The sequence below is a fragment of the Corynebacterium drakensteinense genome (assembly GCF_041224285.1).
Classification (GTDB): domain Bacteria; phylum Actinomycetota; class Actinomycetes; order Mycobacteriales; family Mycobacteriaceae; genus Corynebacterium.
Window position 1 is genome coordinate 1 of the sequence record NZ_JAXOFP010000009.1, and the last position, 15,442, is coordinate 15,442.

Genomic DNA, 15,442 nt, shown 5'->3' on the forward strand with positions numbered 1-15,442 from the left:
TATTGCCGCTGCAAGCTCTCAACCAGGCGATAGTGTGTGCTGAAGAAACGACAGGTTTGGTGCACCATTCGGATCACGGGTCGCAGTATGTCAGCGTGGTCTACAACGAACGACTTTCCCAGCACGGCATTGCAGCTTCCACCGGCAGTGTTGGTGACTCCTATGACAATGCATTGGCTGAAAACGTCAACGGTTCTTACAAGAACGAGCTGATCCATACTCGCAGGTGGGATGACGTTATCGAGGTAGAAATCGCGACGTTCGAGTGGGTGTCATGGTGGAACGAGACAAGGCTCCACCAGAGCTTGGGGTACCGAACCCCGGTTGAGGTTGAAGACGCGTTTTGGGAACAAGATGAGTCTCGGGAAATAATGGAAAATAGGGTAAATGCCTAGGAACAAAACCCAGTACACTTCAGTGCGCTGTCTAGCCGGGAGATCTTATCAGGATGACAATCCGTTACCCAGCTTGAAGAGCCAATTGAACAACTGGCTAAACAACTGGCCAAGCTTCTCAAATCCGTTCGAGAAGAAGCCAGTGATGCGCTCCCAGATGCTTGGCGACTTCTTGGAATCCTTGCCCTTCTTGTCGCCCTGCTCTTTGTTGTCATCAGCAGATGGCTTCTGCTCATCGACGGACTCTTGCTCGGTTTGTTCGGTTTGTTCGGTCGATGGCTTAGCCTCGTCACCGGCTGGTTTCTCAGCAGGGTTCTCAGGCTTCGCTTCGCCGGCTGGTTTCTCAGCCTCGCCGTCACCTGCTGGATCTGCTGGCTCTACTGGGCTCTCCGGCTCTACCTGCTGGGTGTGGTCGCCGACGTCTGGGTTGTTCGGATCCAAACGCAGGATGACAGCGTGCTCGCGGTAAGTCTCATTGTCCGTCTCGATGGAATAGGCCAGCAGCTTATCCTTCCACTGCAGAAGGTTGCGGTGTTCACGAGCAGTATCTTTTTGATTCGGGAGGCTGATGCTGTCAGTAATCTGCTTGGTAGCAGGATCTACCCAGCTCAACTTCGAAGTAGCCTCATTGGTGACCAGAGCTTTATCGCCAACGAATGCAACCTCAGAGATCTTCTTCAAATCACCAACCAAGCCCCGCTCAGATTGTGGCTTCAACTCACCATTCTCGTAACGGAAGAACTGCATACCTGAGTCATTGCTGTCAAGGCTGTAGAAAGCAACGTTGTTTCCATCAACAGCCATTTCGGTTGCGTAGGTAGAACCATTCTCTTTGGTACGCAAGTGAATTCCACCCGGCGCCAGGTTGGCATTGCCTTCAGGATCAATCACTACTGGAGGCACACGGTAGGTCGAGTTATCTTCCAGATACACCGCCGTAGCAGGCAAATACAGTATTTTTCCATCCGGCATCACACTCGTGCTAGTTGGAAGTGAAGTATTTCCAACGTCACCGTAGAAGTCTTTGTTATACCCCTTGCCGTACAAGAAGATTTCTTCATCGTGGGCTTTTAGTACTTCTTGCGGCGCGGTTAGCGGCGCAACGGTTTTCTCACCAGATGCGGTAACCCAGGTCAATGTGGAGTCAGTATCGCCGGTACCACGGGCAATGATTCCTACCCGGTCGTTTGCAGAATCATATGCAATACCAGCAGGTTGGACGCCAATACCTTCTGCAATCATCTCAGGTTCAGACCAACCCTCTGCAGTAGCAGTGGCAGCCTTAAGATTTTGTCCCTCTACCCAGTAGATACGATTACCCGCACCCTGGGTGAAAAGTAGCGATTGATTAAACGCTAGCGAAGTTTGTAGTGGAGCTCCGATGGCCTGCATCGTCGCAGGATCGATGAGCTCAACCGCGGCTTTATCTTCAGTGGAAACACGCGTGGCTAGTGCTACATAATCCTGCAGGCCAATCATCGTGTCCATACCAACAACCTGGCTAGACCGGAAGCTCCCACCAATGGTCAGTGGTGCTGTGTCATTGCCTGGACGTGCACCTACACCCTCATATTCAAAGCTCAGAGGAGCCAGCGGGCCACCCAAATCATAGAAGTTCGAAAAGGTTCGCACGCCATCTTCAGTCAGCGAGGTGTTGATACCACTCCAGAAAACCTTGCCGTCATTTTCTTCAAACTTTGCAGTCTTGGTCCAGGCCTGTGCGATTTTGGCGTCGTCTTTTTGGAAAATTTCCCCGCTTGGGTACTGCTTGGAACGCACGTCCGCTTCCACATAGGAGCCTTCTGGGCTCAACACGATCGTGGGATCTTTGATCGTCAGTTCCAGTGCGCAGTTGCCACGCTGCGCCGGCTTACCTTCGCAGTACTTGAAGTATTCGATACTTCCTTCGAACTCTGCACGAGTGATCTTGGTAGCATCCTCGAAGCCAGCCTTCTTCAAGTTGAACTTGTAGTACTGCTCAACGGTGTCGCTTTCCGACGATGGCGTCGTGGTGCCGTTGGAGTAGATCTTGGTAGCGCCGTCACCGACGTTGGTTGCACCCAGAGAGTAGCGCAGGAAGGAATCGCGCAATGCCCAGTTCAGACTACCTTTCGTGCTTTCACTAGCAGCGACGTTGGCCTGTGGTTCCTCAGTTTGCGCGTGTGCGATAGGGGCAAAAGCTGGTGCCACAGTGAAAAGCCCCAACGCGATACCCACCGACGTGATCCGGCGGGATTTCTTAGCTGTCACAATCATCTCCTCGAAATGCAATAGTATTGACATACACAACCGAAGAAAGGTTAACCTATTGCTGTCTAATAGGTAAGGATTAGCTTTAAAGTATACCCCCGGTTGCCCCCTAGATTGGGGACAGATAAAGAGCCCGGGAGATCATTGTGACTGTTCAGAGCGTTTTCTTCATTCGGAAGACCTTGCGGACTCTCAGTAAATTTTAAAAATCCCAGTCATCATCTTCAGTTTCCTCGGCCTTACCAATCACATAAGCAGAGCCCGAGCCAGAGAAGAAATCATGGTTTTCATCCGACCCCGGGGTCAGCGCTGCCAAGATTTCCGGCTTCACCACTGCTTCCTCATCGCTAAACCGTTGCGGCAGACCCAAGTTCATCAGCGCTTTATTCGCGTTGTAGCGAATGAAGTTCACGACGTCGTCGTAAAGCGCCAAAGGACGGTACAGCTCTTCGGAATAGCTCAACTCCAACTCGTAGAGCTCGTCGAGAAGCTCGTAGACAAACTGTTTCACCTGCTCCTGGGTGGTGGCGTCGTAAGTCTCCAGACCACGCTGGAATTTATAACCCGAATAATAGCCGTGCACAGCCTTATCACGCAGAATGAGGCGCACCATGTCCGCGGTGTTCATCAGCGTGCCACGAGAGGCGAAGAACAACGGCAGATAGAACCCGGCATAAAGCGAGAACGACGACAAAAGGGTGGCAGCTGCCTTGCGCTTGAGCGGATTATCGCCATAGTAGTGTCGCAGCACCGCCTTGGAACGCGCCTGCAAAACGTCGTTGTCCACCGCCCACTTGTACGCGGCATCGATTTCCGCAGTGTTCGAGAGCGTGGAAAACACCGAGGAATACGATTTCGCGTGCACCGCCTGCATGAACGCGATGTTGGTGTAGACGGCTTCTTCGTGCTCGGTGCGCGCATCCTGGATCTGGCTGACTTCGCCGACCGAAGCCTGCACGGTATCCAGCATGGTCAACCCAGTAAACACCTTCATGGTGAGCTCGCGCTCCACCTCGGTAAGCCTGCGCCAATCCGTCTGGTCATTAGACAACGGAACCTTTTCTGGCAGCCAGAAATTCGAGGTCAGGCGGTTCCAGACCTCCAGGTCTTTTTCGTCCTGCGTGCGGTTCCAGTTCACCGGACGTAGGCGTACATCGGGGTCGTTGCGAAACGCCGTCGGGGTGGCGGAGTAGTCATAGATGGTCATTAATTATTGCTCCTTCCAAAATTTATCCAGGCCTTCGCGCACGACGGCGGCGTCGCGGTCTGTGCCCAGCAACTCATAGTGGTACAGCTCTGGGACCTGGCATTTAGATGAAATGATTGCTCCGGCAATGCAAAAATCACTACCGAAATTGGTGTTGCCTGAGGTGATGACGCCGCGGATGAGACTGCGGTTGGTTTCGTCGTTAAGAAACGAAATAACCTGCTTGGGTACGGCGCGACGACGATCGCCGCCGCCGTAGGTTGGCGTGATCAAAACGTATGGGCGTGAAACCCGAATCATGCCCTCTTTGCGGGGATTGAGGGGGATTCGTGCGGCAGGGCGGTCTAGTTTTTGAATGAACCGGTGTGTGTTTTCAGAAACGCTGGAGAAATACACCAGATCTGGTGATTGCTCTGGGTCGAGTTCCGCGAAAGTCAATGGCACTTTCGCCGTGGAAGACACGGGAATACCTCCTTGTTATATAGATGGGCTATATAGATGGCGTTATTTAGTTAGTGCGCTGCGCATCGACAATGGTGGTGCCTGCAGACGGTGGTCTGTATTTAGAGAGTTATGGCGAGCTCTTGGCGAGCTCCAATAAACGATAAATTATATAAATCTATGATTATTATTTGTTTTTCTTATAAGGAGTATCTCAAAGAAGGACAGGCACAGCAAAGGCCGAGCATGCGCGCGAAGTAGCGCCTTCGATATGTAGAAACTGGGAGCTCGGGAGGATCAGCATTAGTGGGTGACGGTTATGGTCCTCTTTTGCAAATAGTGAACAAAAAAGGCCGGTTTTAGCGGCACTATTTGCAAAAGAGGACCAAATACCCGACGCGCCGACGAAAATACCCGACGCACCGAAAAACAACACATTTGTCGTTTAACCCGTTTAAGCCTTTAACCCCTGTTCACTCCCGGTGGGCAGACAAAAAGAAACAACCGTCGACTTTCGCCGACGGTTGTTTCTATTCCCATGACTGATTATTTTAGATGGTTGAGCCGGAGCCTGCCCCTCCATCACCTCTTGAGGTAACCCTCACCTTACGGGTCGCAACTAAGGGTTGTCAACCCCTAGGACTAAAACTTTTGTATTTATATTCATACACCGAAGGTTTTTGTTGTTCATGCTGGTCATGGCCGCAAGATTTTCCTGCCGGCTTGCGGTGCCCTCAAAACTGTCCACAAAGCCCGGCCCGCGCTCCCCATTCCGACCTACACTGGGATCATCCCAGACTCGAGTCAATCTTAGAGCGCAGAACAGCGTAAGAAAACGAGAGAAGTTAGGTACGAGTAATGGCACGCGAGGCTTCATCCACGCACCACTCTGCATCCGCCGAACGCACCACACGCCACCATGACGGCACAGACCAAAACAGCACAGACCATAACGGCGCAGACCCCAAGGAACCCAAAGATCCCAAGGACCGCAAAAGCGCAGAATCCTTCAGCGAATCTGTCAGCAACTCGTTGACCCGCCTGAAAAACTCACTGCGCAGGCACCTTAGCCAACAGTGGACCGAGCTGACCTCCCCGTCGTTAAGCGTGCCTGCCGCCAAGCTGCCAGAGAAGCTCGCCGCGCACGCCACGGAAGTCACGGCAAGCAAGATCCCGGAAAGCGTGCTCAGCGAAATCGCGGAATCCCTCAACGCACGCGAAGATCACGCCAATACCCACACCACAGACGAATCCCACTACAACTTCGACAACTCACTGCATCTACCACTCGGTGCGCGCTTCAAACCACGCGGAATCTTCGAAGATGACTGGTCTGCCCACCTCAGTGAACAACGCCCCTGGCCCGTCATTTTGATCCACGGCACCGTCGATACCAAAGGAATCTGGCAAGAACTCGGCACCGAACTCCGCCAGGACGGCTGGTGTGTCTTCGCCCCGGACTACGGCAAACGCGGCACCGCCGCCATGCAAGAATCCGCACTCCAACTCGGTGCCTATATCGAGGCAGTTCGCACCGTTACCGGCGCAGAACAAGTTATCCTCATCGGGCATTCGCAAGGTGGCCTGCTCGCCCGCTACTGGCTGCGCACCTCCGGCAACCCCGCGCACGTCAAACACCTGGTCAGCCTCTCCGCACCGAACCATGGCACCACAATGGGCGGCATCCTCAGCCCACTGGCTTCCAACGGCCTGACCGAAAACATCATGCAGTCGTTGATCCGTTCTTGGTTCGGGCCGGTGGGTTTCCAGCAGATCACCGGATCAGAAATCTTCGAAGTATTCGACGACAAGGAGCTTGACGACGGCGTCTCCTACACCTGCCTCGCCAGCCGACAAGATACCGTCGTCCAGCCACCCGAGACCTGCTTTCTCAACGGGCCGGAAGACCGCGTGCGCAACGTGTGGGTGCAGGACATCTTCCCGCGCGCGAACGTGCAGCACCAGGATATGCCCATCAACAAGTACGTGCGCGCGCTTATTCGCACCGGGCTCGACAAAGAACTCGAGCACAGCAGCGGGAGCAGCAGCGGGAGCCACCAGCACAGCCGCGAGGCCGACAAGGCCTAGAGCGCGAGACGGTCAAGCAGCTCATCAAAAGCGGGGCCGACTTGGCTGCGCCAGAGCACATCCACGCGAGCGTCCGCCCTGCCCGGCCCGCCATTAATCACCGCGACTGGGCGGCGCCGTGCCAGCATATCCAGCACAAACCGGTAACCGCTCATCACTGCCAAGGACGAGCCCACCACAATCAACGATGCCGATTCCGCTGCCATTTCCCGCGCGGCCTCCTTACGCTCATCGGGCACAGCCTCGCCGAAATACACCACATCGGGTTTCAGCCGCTTCGCCCCGCAACGCAAACAGCCGACCATGTGAAACCGCTGGATCGCACTTTGCGGCAAGTCCACATCGCCGTCCGGGTTGACCTGCGTGACCTCGGATAACAGCCGCTGCAAATATCCCGGGTTCGCGGCATCCAAGCGCGCGTCTAGCCCTTCACGGCGTTCACGAAAGCCGCAGTCCAAGCACGAGACCGAATCCAGATTCCCGTGGAGTGCAACCACGTTATCTTGCCCAGCCTCGGCGTGCAGGCCGTCGACATTTTGCGTCAGCACACCATGCACATACCCGGCGCGCTCTAGTTCCACCAGCGCATAATGCGTGCGGTTCGGTTCTGCGCGATCGAGCTGGCGCCAGCCGACGAAGCTGCGCGCCCAGTAACGGTGCGAGGCGGCCGGGTCGAAGCAGAACTCCTGGTACGTCATCGGCCGGTGGGTATTCATTTTCCCCTTCGGCCCGCGATAGTCGGGAATCCCAGAATCAGTCGAGACCCCTGCCCCAGTCAACACCATGGCTGGGCCAAGGTGAAGCTGGTCGACAATCTTGTCGACGACTTCTGGGTAGGGGTCCGGGGTGGCTGTTTCTTCAACCACTCGTTCCATTGAGCGAACCGCGCCGCGGTGGGCGCGGTCGATAGCCGCCGACACGTGTTGTGTAAAGGTCTCGTGCGACTGTGCGCTGCGGGCATGGGAGGTCTGCCATGGGAAACTCACGCCCGCCAGTCTAGGTGCTTGCGTGCTGAAGAATAACCAGCAACATAAACAGTGGCTTGACCAGCAGGATTACTCAGCACGATTACTCAGTGTGATCACGCAGCACGCTCATCCAGCGTGATCAGCCGCCACTATCCTGCACCGAGTTTGCGGCGCAGTTGGGCTTCGAAGATCCACTCGGAATCAACCAACCCGTGCCGGGAACATTCGGCATGCCAACCGTCGGGACGGATTTGGACTTTCATCCGCCGCCCGCAGAGCTGGCAAAAGCGTGGGGCATCATAGCCTGCCTGTTGCGAGGGGCTTAACCGGATTTCTTCGCCGCTGGCGATCTCCGTTCCGGTATTCGGGTGAAAGATCGGCTCATCGTCGCCGCACATCGCCACCGCGAGCGGCGAGTTTTTCGTCTGCAGCGCGGGGTCTTTTGCTCGTGCCATTGTTGTTAGTGCCTACAGAGCCTTGATCGGCAGGTCGATGCGGTTCAGAGTCTCCATGTCGGTCTCGATGCGCTCGCCGAGCGTCGTCAAGTAGTTACCCGCGATGATGGCGTTGATACCGCCGAGCAGGCCCTTCTCGAAGCCTTCGGTGCCCAGTGAGAGCTCGCGACCACCGGCAAAGCGGATGACGGTGCGTGGCATAGCCAAACGGAACATGGCAACTGCACGCAGGGCCTCACCGAGTGGAACCAGTGGGTAATCGGCAAACGGGGTGCCAGGGCGTGGGTCCAGGAAGTTCATCGGAACCTCGCGTGGTTCGATTTCTGCCAGCTGTGCGGCGAATTCCGCGCGCTGTTCCAGGCTTTCGCCCATGCCGATGATGCCGCCGGAGCAGACTTCCATGCCCGCATCGCGGACGTTTTGCAGGGTCTCGCGACGTTCTTCCCAAGTGTGGGTGGTCACGACGTTCGGGAAGTGCGAGCGTGCGGTTTCCAGGTTGTGGTTATAACGGGTGGCGCCAGCAGCCTTAAAGCGTTCTACCTGCTCGCGGGTGACAGTACCCAACGAGCACGAAATCTGGATGTCTACTTCTTCTTTAATGCGCGGAATGGCGCGCTCAACCTGGCGCACCAGGTTCTCATCTGGTCCTTTAACGGCAGCAACAATACAGAATTCTGTGGCGCCAACTTTTTGGTTGCGCTTAGCAGCTTCGATCAGCTCGTTAATATTCAGCAGTACCGCGCGTACTGGCGATTCGAATAAGCCCGACTGCGAGCAGAAGTGGCAATCTTCTGGGCAACCGCCGGTTTTCAGCGAGATAATTCCTTCGACCTCAACATCAGGGCCGCACCATTTCAGGCGGGTCTGGTGCGCGATGTCGGCGATTTCTTTCAGAGTCTCATCATCAACCTGCAACACTTGCAGAAGTTCATCTTGGTTCAGGCCGATGCCCTGCTCCAGTGCTTTTTCCCGGGCGATATCAACAATGCTCATGCCGTTATCTTAATCACATCACTTAAACGGTGTTCAATTGCCATACGCGGACACCCCCAATTGTGTTGTACGTCAACTAACGTAAGCTTGATTATTGTGAAATTACCGAACTTCCTCCCCCGACAAAAGCGCACCACAAAACCACTTTCGTTACAAAAACGATTAGTGAAACGCATGATGTCCAGCCCGGACAATCTACGACGCATCCTTAACCTATGGCCACCCCTGCGCGCCTCCGGCATCCGCATCACCGAAATCACCCAAGATGCCTCTTATGCCAAAATCGTGTGGAACCGCACCTGGAAAAACGTCAACATGCATGGCGTGGCTTTCGGCGGAACGCTGTTTTCCATGGCAGATGTTATGGTCGGCACCCTGCTCGCCCGCCGCATGGGCACCGATTTCGAGGTGTGGACGCGTTCGTCGTCGTTCCAGTACCTCAAGCCCGGCCGCAACGGCGTCAGCATCGACGTTGAGCTTTCCGACGAACTGGTCAACTGGGTCAAGCAGACCATCGACGAAGACGGCTACTGCAACCTGCCGTTTAGCTGCATGCTGAAAAACCCTGACGGCGAAATCGCCTCCATTAGCCACCAAGAACTCCACGCCCGCCCGAAAGGTGGTGGCAAGCGCGCATCCAAACCGAAACACGCCGGCCAGCCCCGCGGTTATATCTTGGAACACATGGCTACCGCCATCGCCTGGGCTGCCTTTAGCGATACCCCAGAAACTTTAACCTCCCTGCTCAGCAGCATGCGTCGAATGCCAACGCAGGCAGAGCAACTCCGCCACGTCTGCGCGAAAGCCCAAGCCGAGGCCGGTTGGAATAGCACCCAGCTGCAGAAATTCGGCGTGCCAAGCGAATACATCAGCTAACGCACTACCCTGGCTTCTATGAGCCTTTACGACGATACCTTCACCCTGCTGCAAGAGCTCATCCGCAACGGTTGCGTCAACGACCTCACCGCTGATTCCGGTTTTGAGGACCGCAACGTCGCCACCTTGGAGAAGTTCTTCGCAGATACGCCGGGGATTCGCACTGAGAAGTTCGAACCCCACCCACACCGCACCTCCCTTGCGGTGACCGTCGAAGGCAGCGACCCGGCCGCAGAGCCGCTCACCCTGCTGGGCCATATCGATGTCGTTCCCGTCGACGAACCGAAATGGACCACCAAACCATTTGCCGGCGAGGTCATCGACGGCTTCATCTACGGTCGCGGAGCGATGGACATGCTGTTTATTACCGCATCCATGGCGGCTGTCACCCGCGAGATCGCCCGGCGCGGCCAGCCTGCCGGCACGTTGACTTTCGTGGCGCTTGCCGACGAAGAAGCCCGCGGTGGTTTGGGCGCCAAGTGGATTTCCGAGCACCAACCCGAGGCGTTTTCGTGGAAGAACTGCCTGTCCGAGACCGGTGGTTCACACCTGCCGGTGCGCGATGGCTCGGATGCCATCGTTATCAACGTCGGCGAGAAAGGCGCAGGCCAGCGTCGCGTGCGCATCAGTGGAGATGCCGGACATGGTTCTACCCCGTATGGCAAGGATTTCGCCGTCGTCAAGATCGCGGAAGTTGCCCGGCGCATCGCGCAGATCACTCCGCCGATGCTTGATAGCCAGACCTGGCAGGGTTTTGTGCGCGCATTCCGTTTTGATGCAGCCACGGAAAAAGCGCTGCTAGCGGGCACTTCTGAGGAAGCCTATGAAGCCTTCGGGGATCTCGCAGGTTATGCGCACGCGTTTTCGCACACCACCATCTCCCAGACCGTGCTGCGCGCAGGCGGAGCGATCAATGTGCTGCCCTCCGATGCCTATTTAGAGATGGATATCCGCCCGCTGCCTGGCCAAAGCCAGGAGGATATCGACGAATTGCTGCGCGCAGGGTTGGGTGAGCTTGCCGACGAGGTCACTATCGAGCACTTGATCGTCGAACCGGCCTCTGAATCGCCGGCAGAAGGCCCACTGTGGGATGCGATCGTGGATACTATCGGCGAGTTTTTCCCGGATGTGCCGGTGATCCCCGTGCTGGCTACCGGTGGTTCTGACCTGCGTTTTGCCCGCCGGCTGGGCGGGGTTGGTTATGGCTTTGCGCTGCACGCGCGCGAGCGCACCATGTATGAGGCAAACCGGCAGCTGCACTCACACGACGAATGCTTGGCTGTCGAAGATCTGGACCTGACGGTGCGCGCCTACTGGTCACTGGTTGCAAAGTTTGTTTCCGCGCCAGCGCAATAGCTCCCGCGCAATAAAGCCAGCGCAACAGCTCTCACTAAATAGCGCCCTTGCGCATCATCGCGCGCAGCAGGATGAAAAACGTCGGCCCGCCAACCAGGGCGGTAAAAATACCAATCGGCAGGTCCGCGAAAGCGATGATGCTGCGCGCGGCGGTATCGGCCAGCACGATCAGCACCGCCCCGCCTAGGGCAGACGCGGGAACTAGCACCACATTCGACGGGCCGGCCACTGTGCGGATAATGTGCGGAACCACCAGCCCGACAAACCCGATCAGCCCGGCATAGGACACCGCCCCGGCGGTCAGCAGCGTCGCCAAGACCAATGCCACCAGCCGCAGGCGCGCGACATCGATGCCCACGTGGCCGGCCGCGCGATCGCCGAGTGCCAGCACATCCAGCTTGCCGACGAGAAACATCGCCGCAGCAATGCCCACGACAGTGAGAATGCCGACGATCGAAATGTGCGCCCATTTCGCGCCTGCTAACGACCCCATCTGCCAAAACACCACTTGCTCGCGGGAGCTGGTGGGCGCGATGAAAATGAAAAACGAGATCAGCGCACCGGCGACCGCGTTGACCGCAATGCCGACTAAAACCAGGTTGACCACGCGAATCCGGCCACTAAAGCGTGCAAGCTGATAGACCAACCAGGTGGTCGCTAGCCCGGTGATGAACGCGAACGCCGGGATCGTCGTCGCACCAAACCAGTTGATCCCCAGCACAATAGCAACGGAGGCGCCCACTCCGGCGCCTGCAGTCACCCCGATCACGGATGGTTCGGCCAACGGGTTGGCAAACACCGCTTGCATCAGTGCACCGCCAACCCCCAGGGCTGCGCCCACCAGCAGGCCGAGCACCAGGCGCGGCAGGCGAATCTGCCAGATTACCGACTCCTCCATCGCGGTGGCACCCAGTGGGCCTACCGCCAGGATGCGCGGAAGTTCGTCGAGCGGAACCTGGTACTGACCAATCACCAGCGAGGCCACGGTTCCGAGGAACAAAGAAATACCTAGCACGACAAACAAAAGCACCCGGGTGCGTCCCCGGGTGCGCAGCACCTGTTGCGTGTGGTTACTATCCATGATTACTCATTATGGTAAATCGCTTTTGCTGCTTCCAGCAGCAACTGGCCGGATTGCGGGCCAAAGGCCAGCGCCTGCCCGTCAGGAAGCGCAATCACGCGCTGCTTTTGCCCGGCGACGGTTTGTGCCACGCCTGGTCGCTGCATCAAGCCTTCGATATCGCCGATGGAACCGAGGCTGCCGGACATCATGATGTAGACCTCTGGGTCTAATTCCGCGAGCGCTTCCGGGCTGGCCGGCGACGGCGAACCGATGTCATTCGCCGTGGCGACATCAATGCCGCCGATGCTTTCGATCAGATCATCGGTGCCGGAATCACGGCCCAGGATATAGAACACGCCATTCGCACCGCGGGCGTATAAAAACGCCATGCGCAGCGGCTCTTGCGGCGCGATCTGCGCGATCGCCGCCTTGGCATCAGCCAGTTCTTCTTCACTGCGCTGCGCGAGCGCCTCGCCCTCGGCAGCAAGCCCTAAAACCTCACCCATACGACGGATCTGCGCGCCCATGTTTTCCAAGCTGCGATCGTCTTCCAGCACCACCGTGGTCACCCCGGCGGCGCGTACCTGGTCAATGACCTCGCTTGGGCCAATCGAATGGTCGATCACCAGCACGCTGGGGTTAAGCTCCAGGATCGCCTCGGCGTTCAACGCGTGTGCACCGTGGGTGACAATCGGTAAATCCTGCAGCGATTCTTCCTGCGAAGCGATCGTGCGCCCGACGAGGTTATCGGCCATGCCCAAACCGCGCACGGTTTTGGTGAAGGTGCCATAAAAATCAATCGCGAGAATCCGGGAAACATCCTCGACGACGACGTCATAGCCATCTTCGTCGGTAACTGTCACCGGAAGCTGCGGCTCTGGAGAATTCGTGACGGGAACGACTTCATCCAAGTCATCGACGATATTGCCGCCATGGAAGCTGCGCGGATCGGCATCCGCGCCTGGCTCAACGACATCTTTTTTCAGGTTCTGGTGCGCAGTAGGCTCATCCCACGATGCGCATGCCGAAACCCCCAACCCGGTCACTGCCAGCAAGGCAGCGCAGGTGGGGGCAAGAAACCAACGACGGTTATGCGGTATAGACCGAAGCATTTTAGCTTTCTGTGGTTTAGCTTTCTGCAGGGAAGCGACGCGACAGAGCAGAGAATAACTCAAAATTGCATTGGAAAGCGACGACGGCTTCGTCGAGAAGCTCGGCGCGCTGCTCGTCGGTGAGCTGCAAGGAATCCAAGGTGGCACGGTAGGCGTCACGATAAGGCTTGATCTTGCCGATGGCAGAGAAATCATAGAAGCTGAGCTCTTGCTCACCCATTCCATAATGACGCTCCAGCATGCGCGAGATGACCTGGCCGCCAGAAACATCCCCCAGGTAGCGCACATAGTGGTGCGCCAGGATGCGGACTTCGTTGCCCGGCAGGTCCATTTTTTCGATGCGCTCGACATAAGCAGCGGTCTCTGGCATCACGCGCACCTGCTCGCCCCAGTTCGAGCCAACCATGCTGACCAGGTCAGAATCCAATGCCATGCGGCGCTCCAGGCGCGGGTCAGCGTAGCTAGCGCCGATCGGGCTCGCAGCAACGGTGCGTACTGCGTGCTCGAGAGTATCGTAGATAAACCACATCTGTGCGTGGTATTCCGCGACGGCTTCGCGGCTGAGCTGGCCTTTCAGCAGGCGGTCCATGAAGTCCGAGGTCTCTGCATTCTCGTGAGCAGCCATGGTGTGTTCGCGCAGCTGCTTGGATAGCGGCTGCTGCTCAGTGTGTTCAAACAGAGCAGTGGTCGCAGTAGTCATTTGTGGTGTGTCCCTTCTTTATTAGACCCCGACCGGCCCGCCGCGGTCTGAGTCTCACCTTATTAAGTTAGCCCTATCCTAACTGGGCTGAGAAAGGTTAGACAAGGGTAAACGCCAACAATTCGAAAATTTCGATCTAAAGTATGACCGCCCAGATAACCCCCGGTGGGGGCAGAGAAAACAAACCCAGCAAACAAAAAGTCTCGAGACACCGAAATAGGAACGATGTCTCGAGACTTCACAACTGTGCCCGGGGCGGGACTTGAACCCGCACGTCCTAAAAGGACACTGGCACCTGAAGCCAGCGCGTCTGCCAATTCCGCCACCCGGGCTGGGTGTCAATAAACATCAAACGCAATGCGCTCGACGTGGCGACTTAATGAAGATAACACGTAACTCATATAAACCAACAAACCCGCAGTTCAACACCATGTTTCCAGACCATGACTGCAGACCATAAAACTACCAAAAACTAGCTGGCACGCCCGCCTGACTTACAGTTTTTGACCTAGAGCACTTTATACTGAGACACACTTGGTTTTCAGCTATCTTCTAAAAACCTTGAGAGACTGTAGTAATTTTCCAGATTCCGCAATATAAGAATGAAATGAAAGGAGGTCTCGCGCGATGGCAATCATGTCCCGGTTTGCCAAACTCGACAGCGCCATGCAGCGCGGCCTCGACAACGGCATTGCCCTCATCTTCGGCGGCAAGGTCGTACCCGCAGAGATCGAAGAGCTCCTGAAGCAGGAAGCGCACGACAACCTCTCCGTGACCGCCCGCGGCTACGTTCCTAATGTGTACGCCGTCGGTGTTTCCTCAAAAGACCTGGAAAACCTTTCACAGGATCGGCAGCTACCCGTCAGCTTGGCAGACCAGCTGGCGCGTTTTCTGCGTAACGAAGGAATGGAAACCTTTGGCCCCGTGATCGTGCGCATCGCTGAAGAATCCGGCTTGCGCACCGGTCAGCTGCGGGTCTCATCTTTTTCTGATGCACAACCGGTGGAGCACTCCGGTTTCGATGCCATCATCACCCATGACGATAACCCCAATGACGACGGCACTGGACAGCGATCCAGAAGCCGACAGGAGGAATCCCCTGCCATGACTAGCTCCCCGTATTCCACTGGATCAGGAAATCCAGCAGAACATGACGCGACCACCACGATGTTCCGTAGCGAGGACGTCGACAAGCAGAACCGCGAAAACCAGAACCGGCAGCCCGAAGAAGAAACCACCCGGGTTTCGCTGATGCTGCAAGATGGCTCTTCGCGCAGCTATTTGGTGGAGGAAGGCTCCAACGTCATTGGGCGTAGTAATGACGCCGACCTGCGCATCCCCGACACTGGAGTTTCTCGCCAGCACGCAGAGATCACCTGGGACGGACGCGATGCCATCCTCGTCGATCTGCAATCCACGAATGGCACGACTGTCAATGACACGCCTATCGAAAATTGGCTCCTAGCCGACGGAGACGTCATTACTGTGGGACACTCTCATATTGAAGTCCGCATTACTTACCCCCACTCGTAAATCCC

The 15,442-nt window shown here is 56.6% G+C and carries 14 protein-coding genes and 1 tRNA gene; 5 read left to right on the forward strand and 10 right to left on the reverse strand.

Going from position 1 to position 15,442, the window contains the following annotated elements:
* Window positions 1-395: integrase core domain-containing protein (locus tag U1140_RS06425; RefSeq protein ID WP_369846717.1), on the forward strand; the 395-nt coding region annotated here is incomplete at its 5' end.
* Between the two features lie 48 nt (window positions 396-443).
* Here U1140_RS06425 and U1140_RS06430 read toward each other — a convergent pair.
* From U1140_RS06430 to nrdI, 3 genes are all read right to left on the reverse strand, one after another.
* Window positions 444-2,645 (reverse strand): HtaA domain-containing protein, encoded by a 2,202-nt coding sequence (locus U1140_RS06430; protein WP_369846719.1) that lies wholly within the window; start codon window positions 2,643-2,645, stop codon window positions 444-446.
* Window positions 2,646-2,847: 202 nt separating this feature from the next.
* On the reverse strand, window positions 2,848-3,852 hold the full coding sequence (gene nrdF, locus U1140_RS06435) for a class 1b ribonucleoside-diphosphate reductase subunit beta (RefSeq protein ID WP_369846720.1): 1,005 nt from the start codon (window positions 3,850-3,852) through the stop codon (window positions 2,848-2,850).
* Between the two features lie 3 nt (window positions 3,853-3,855).
* Window positions 3,856-4,314 (reverse strand): class Ib ribonucleoside-diphosphate reductase assembly flavoprotein NrdI, encoded by a 459-nt coding sequence (gene nrdI, locus U1140_RS06440; protein WP_369846721.1) that lies wholly within the window; start codon window positions 4,312-4,314, stop codon window positions 3,856-3,858.
* 837 nt (window positions 4,315-5,151) lie between these two features.
* On the opposite strand from nrdI, the gene U1140_RS06445 reads away from it, so the two are divergent.
* A complete protein-coding gene (locus U1140_RS06445) occupies window positions 5,152-6,381 on the forward strand; it encodes an esterase/lipase family protein (RefSeq protein ID WP_369846722.1) in 1,230 nt (409 codons plus the stop codon).
* On the opposite strand, the gene U1140_RS06450 is transcribed toward U1140_RS06445, so the two are convergent.
* The 3 genes from U1140_RS06450 to bioB form a co-directional block, all read right to left on the reverse strand.
* Window positions 6,378-7,301 carry a Sir2 family NAD-dependent protein deacetylase gene (locus tag U1140_RS06450; protein ID WP_369846797.1) on the reverse strand — a complete coding sequence of 308 codons (924 nt, stop codon included), beginning with the start codon at window positions 7,299-7,301 and terminating at the stop codon, window positions 6,378-6,380. The genes U1140_RS06445 and U1140_RS06450 overlap by 4 nt on opposite strands.
* 197 nt (window positions 7,302-7,498) lie before the next feature.
* On the reverse strand, window positions 7,499-7,747 hold the full coding sequence (gene bsaP, locus U1140_RS06455; protein ID WP_369846798.1) for a biotin synthase auxiliary protein BsaP: 249 nt from the start codon (window positions 7,745-7,747) through the stop codon (window positions 7,499-7,501).
* Window positions 7,748-7,816: 69 nt separating this feature from the next.
* The gene (gene bioB / locus U1140_RS06460) at window positions 7,817-8,797 is read right to left on the reverse strand and encodes a biotin synthase BioB (RefSeq protein WP_369846723.1); all 981 of its coding nucleotides are present in this window, start codon (window positions 8,795-8,797) and stop codon (window positions 7,817-7,819) included.
* A gap of 174 nt (window positions 8,798-8,971) precedes the next feature.
* Between bioB and U1140_RS06465 the strand changes: the two genes are divergently transcribed.
* On the forward strand, window positions 8,972-9,673 hold the full coding sequence (locus U1140_RS06465; protein ID WP_369846799.1) for a PaaI family thioesterase: 702 nt from the start codon (window positions 8,972-8,974) through the stop codon (window positions 9,671-9,673).
* An 18-nt stretch (window positions 9,674-9,691) separates the two neighbouring features.
* Window positions 9,692-11,029, forward strand: a complete 1,338-nt coding sequence (locus U1140_RS06470; RefSeq protein ID WP_369846724.1) for a M20/M25/M40 family metallo-hydrolase — start codon at window positions 9,692-9,694, stop codon at window positions 11,027-11,029.
* Between the two features lie 34 nt (window positions 11,030-11,063).
* Here the strand turns inward: U1140_RS06470 and U1140_RS06475 are convergent, their stop codons facing one another.
* The 4 genes from U1140_RS06475 to U1140_RS06490 all read right to left on the reverse strand — a co-directional run bounded on the left by U1140_RS06475 (window position 11,064) and on the right by U1140_RS06490 (window position 14,236).
* Window positions 11,064-12,110, reverse strand: coding sequence for a FecCD family ABC transporter permease (locus U1140_RS06475; protein ID WP_369846725.1), 1,047 nt, complete (start codon window positions 12,108-12,110; stop codon window positions 11,064-11,066).
* A 2-nt stretch (window positions 12,111-12,112) separates the two neighbouring features.
* Window positions 12,113-13,204 (reverse strand): heme/hemin ABC transporter substrate-binding protein, encoded by a 1,092-nt coding sequence (locus U1140_RS06480; RefSeq protein WP_369846726.1) that lies wholly within the window; start codon window positions 13,202-13,204, stop codon window positions 12,113-12,115.
* 16 nt (window positions 13,205-13,220) lie between these two features.
* On the reverse strand, window positions 13,221-13,904 hold the full coding sequence (locus U1140_RS06485; protein ID WP_369846727.1) for a biliverdin-producing heme oxygenase: 684 nt from the start codon (window positions 13,902-13,904) through the stop codon (window positions 13,221-13,223).
* A 247-nt stretch (window positions 13,905-14,151) separates the two neighbouring features.
* Window positions 14,152-14,236: transfer RNA gene (locus U1140_RS06490), tRNA-Leu, on the reverse strand.
* A gap of 295 nt (window positions 14,237-14,531) precedes the next feature.
* Here U1140_RS06490 and U1140_RS06495 point away from each other — a divergent pair.
* On the forward strand, window positions 14,532-15,437 hold the full coding sequence (locus tag U1140_RS06495; protein WP_369846728.1) for a DUF3662 and FHA domain-containing protein: 906 nt from the start codon (window positions 14,532-14,534) through the stop codon (window positions 15,435-15,437).
* Window positions 15,438-15,442: the final 5 nt, after the last annotated feature.

Coding starts and splice junctions, on each gene's coding strand:
- U1140_RS06470 (WP_369846724.1), top strand. CDS start 9,692: ATGAGCCTTTACGACGATACCTTCACCCTGCTGCAAGAGCTCATCCGC.
- nrdF (WP_369846720.1), bottom strand. CDS start 3,852: ATGACCATCTATGACTACTCCGCCACCCCGACGGCGTTTCGCAACGAC.
- bioB (WP_369846723.1), bottom strand. CDS start 8,797: ATGAGCATTGTTGATATCGCCCGGGAAAAAGCACTGGAGCAGGGCATC.
- U1140_RS06495 (WP_369846728.1), top strand. CDS start 14,532: ATGGCAATCATGTCCCGGTTTGCCAAACTCGACAGCGCCATGCAGCGC.
- U1140_RS06485 (WP_369846727.1), bottom strand. CDS start 13,904: ATGACTACTGCGACCACTGCTCTGTTTGAACACACTGAGCAGCAGCCG.
- U1140_RS06480 (WP_369846726.1), bottom strand. CDS start 13,204: ATGCTTCGGTCTATACCGCATAACCGTCGTTGGTTTCTTGCCCCCACC.
- U1140_RS06475 (WP_369846725.1), bottom strand. CDS start 12,110: ATGGATAGTAACCACACGCAACAGGTGCTGCGCACCCGGGGACGCACC.
- U1140_RS06465 (WP_369846799.1), top strand. CDS start 8,972: ATGATGTCCAGCCCGGACAATCTACGACGCATCCTTAACCTATGGCCA.
- bsaP (WP_369846798.1), bottom strand. CDS start 7,747: ATGTGCGGCGACGATGAGCCGATCTTTCACCCGAATACCGGAACGGAG.
- U1140_RS06445 (WP_369846722.1), top strand. CDS start 5,152: ATGGCACGCGAGGCTTCATCCACGCACCACTCTGCATCCGCCGAACGC.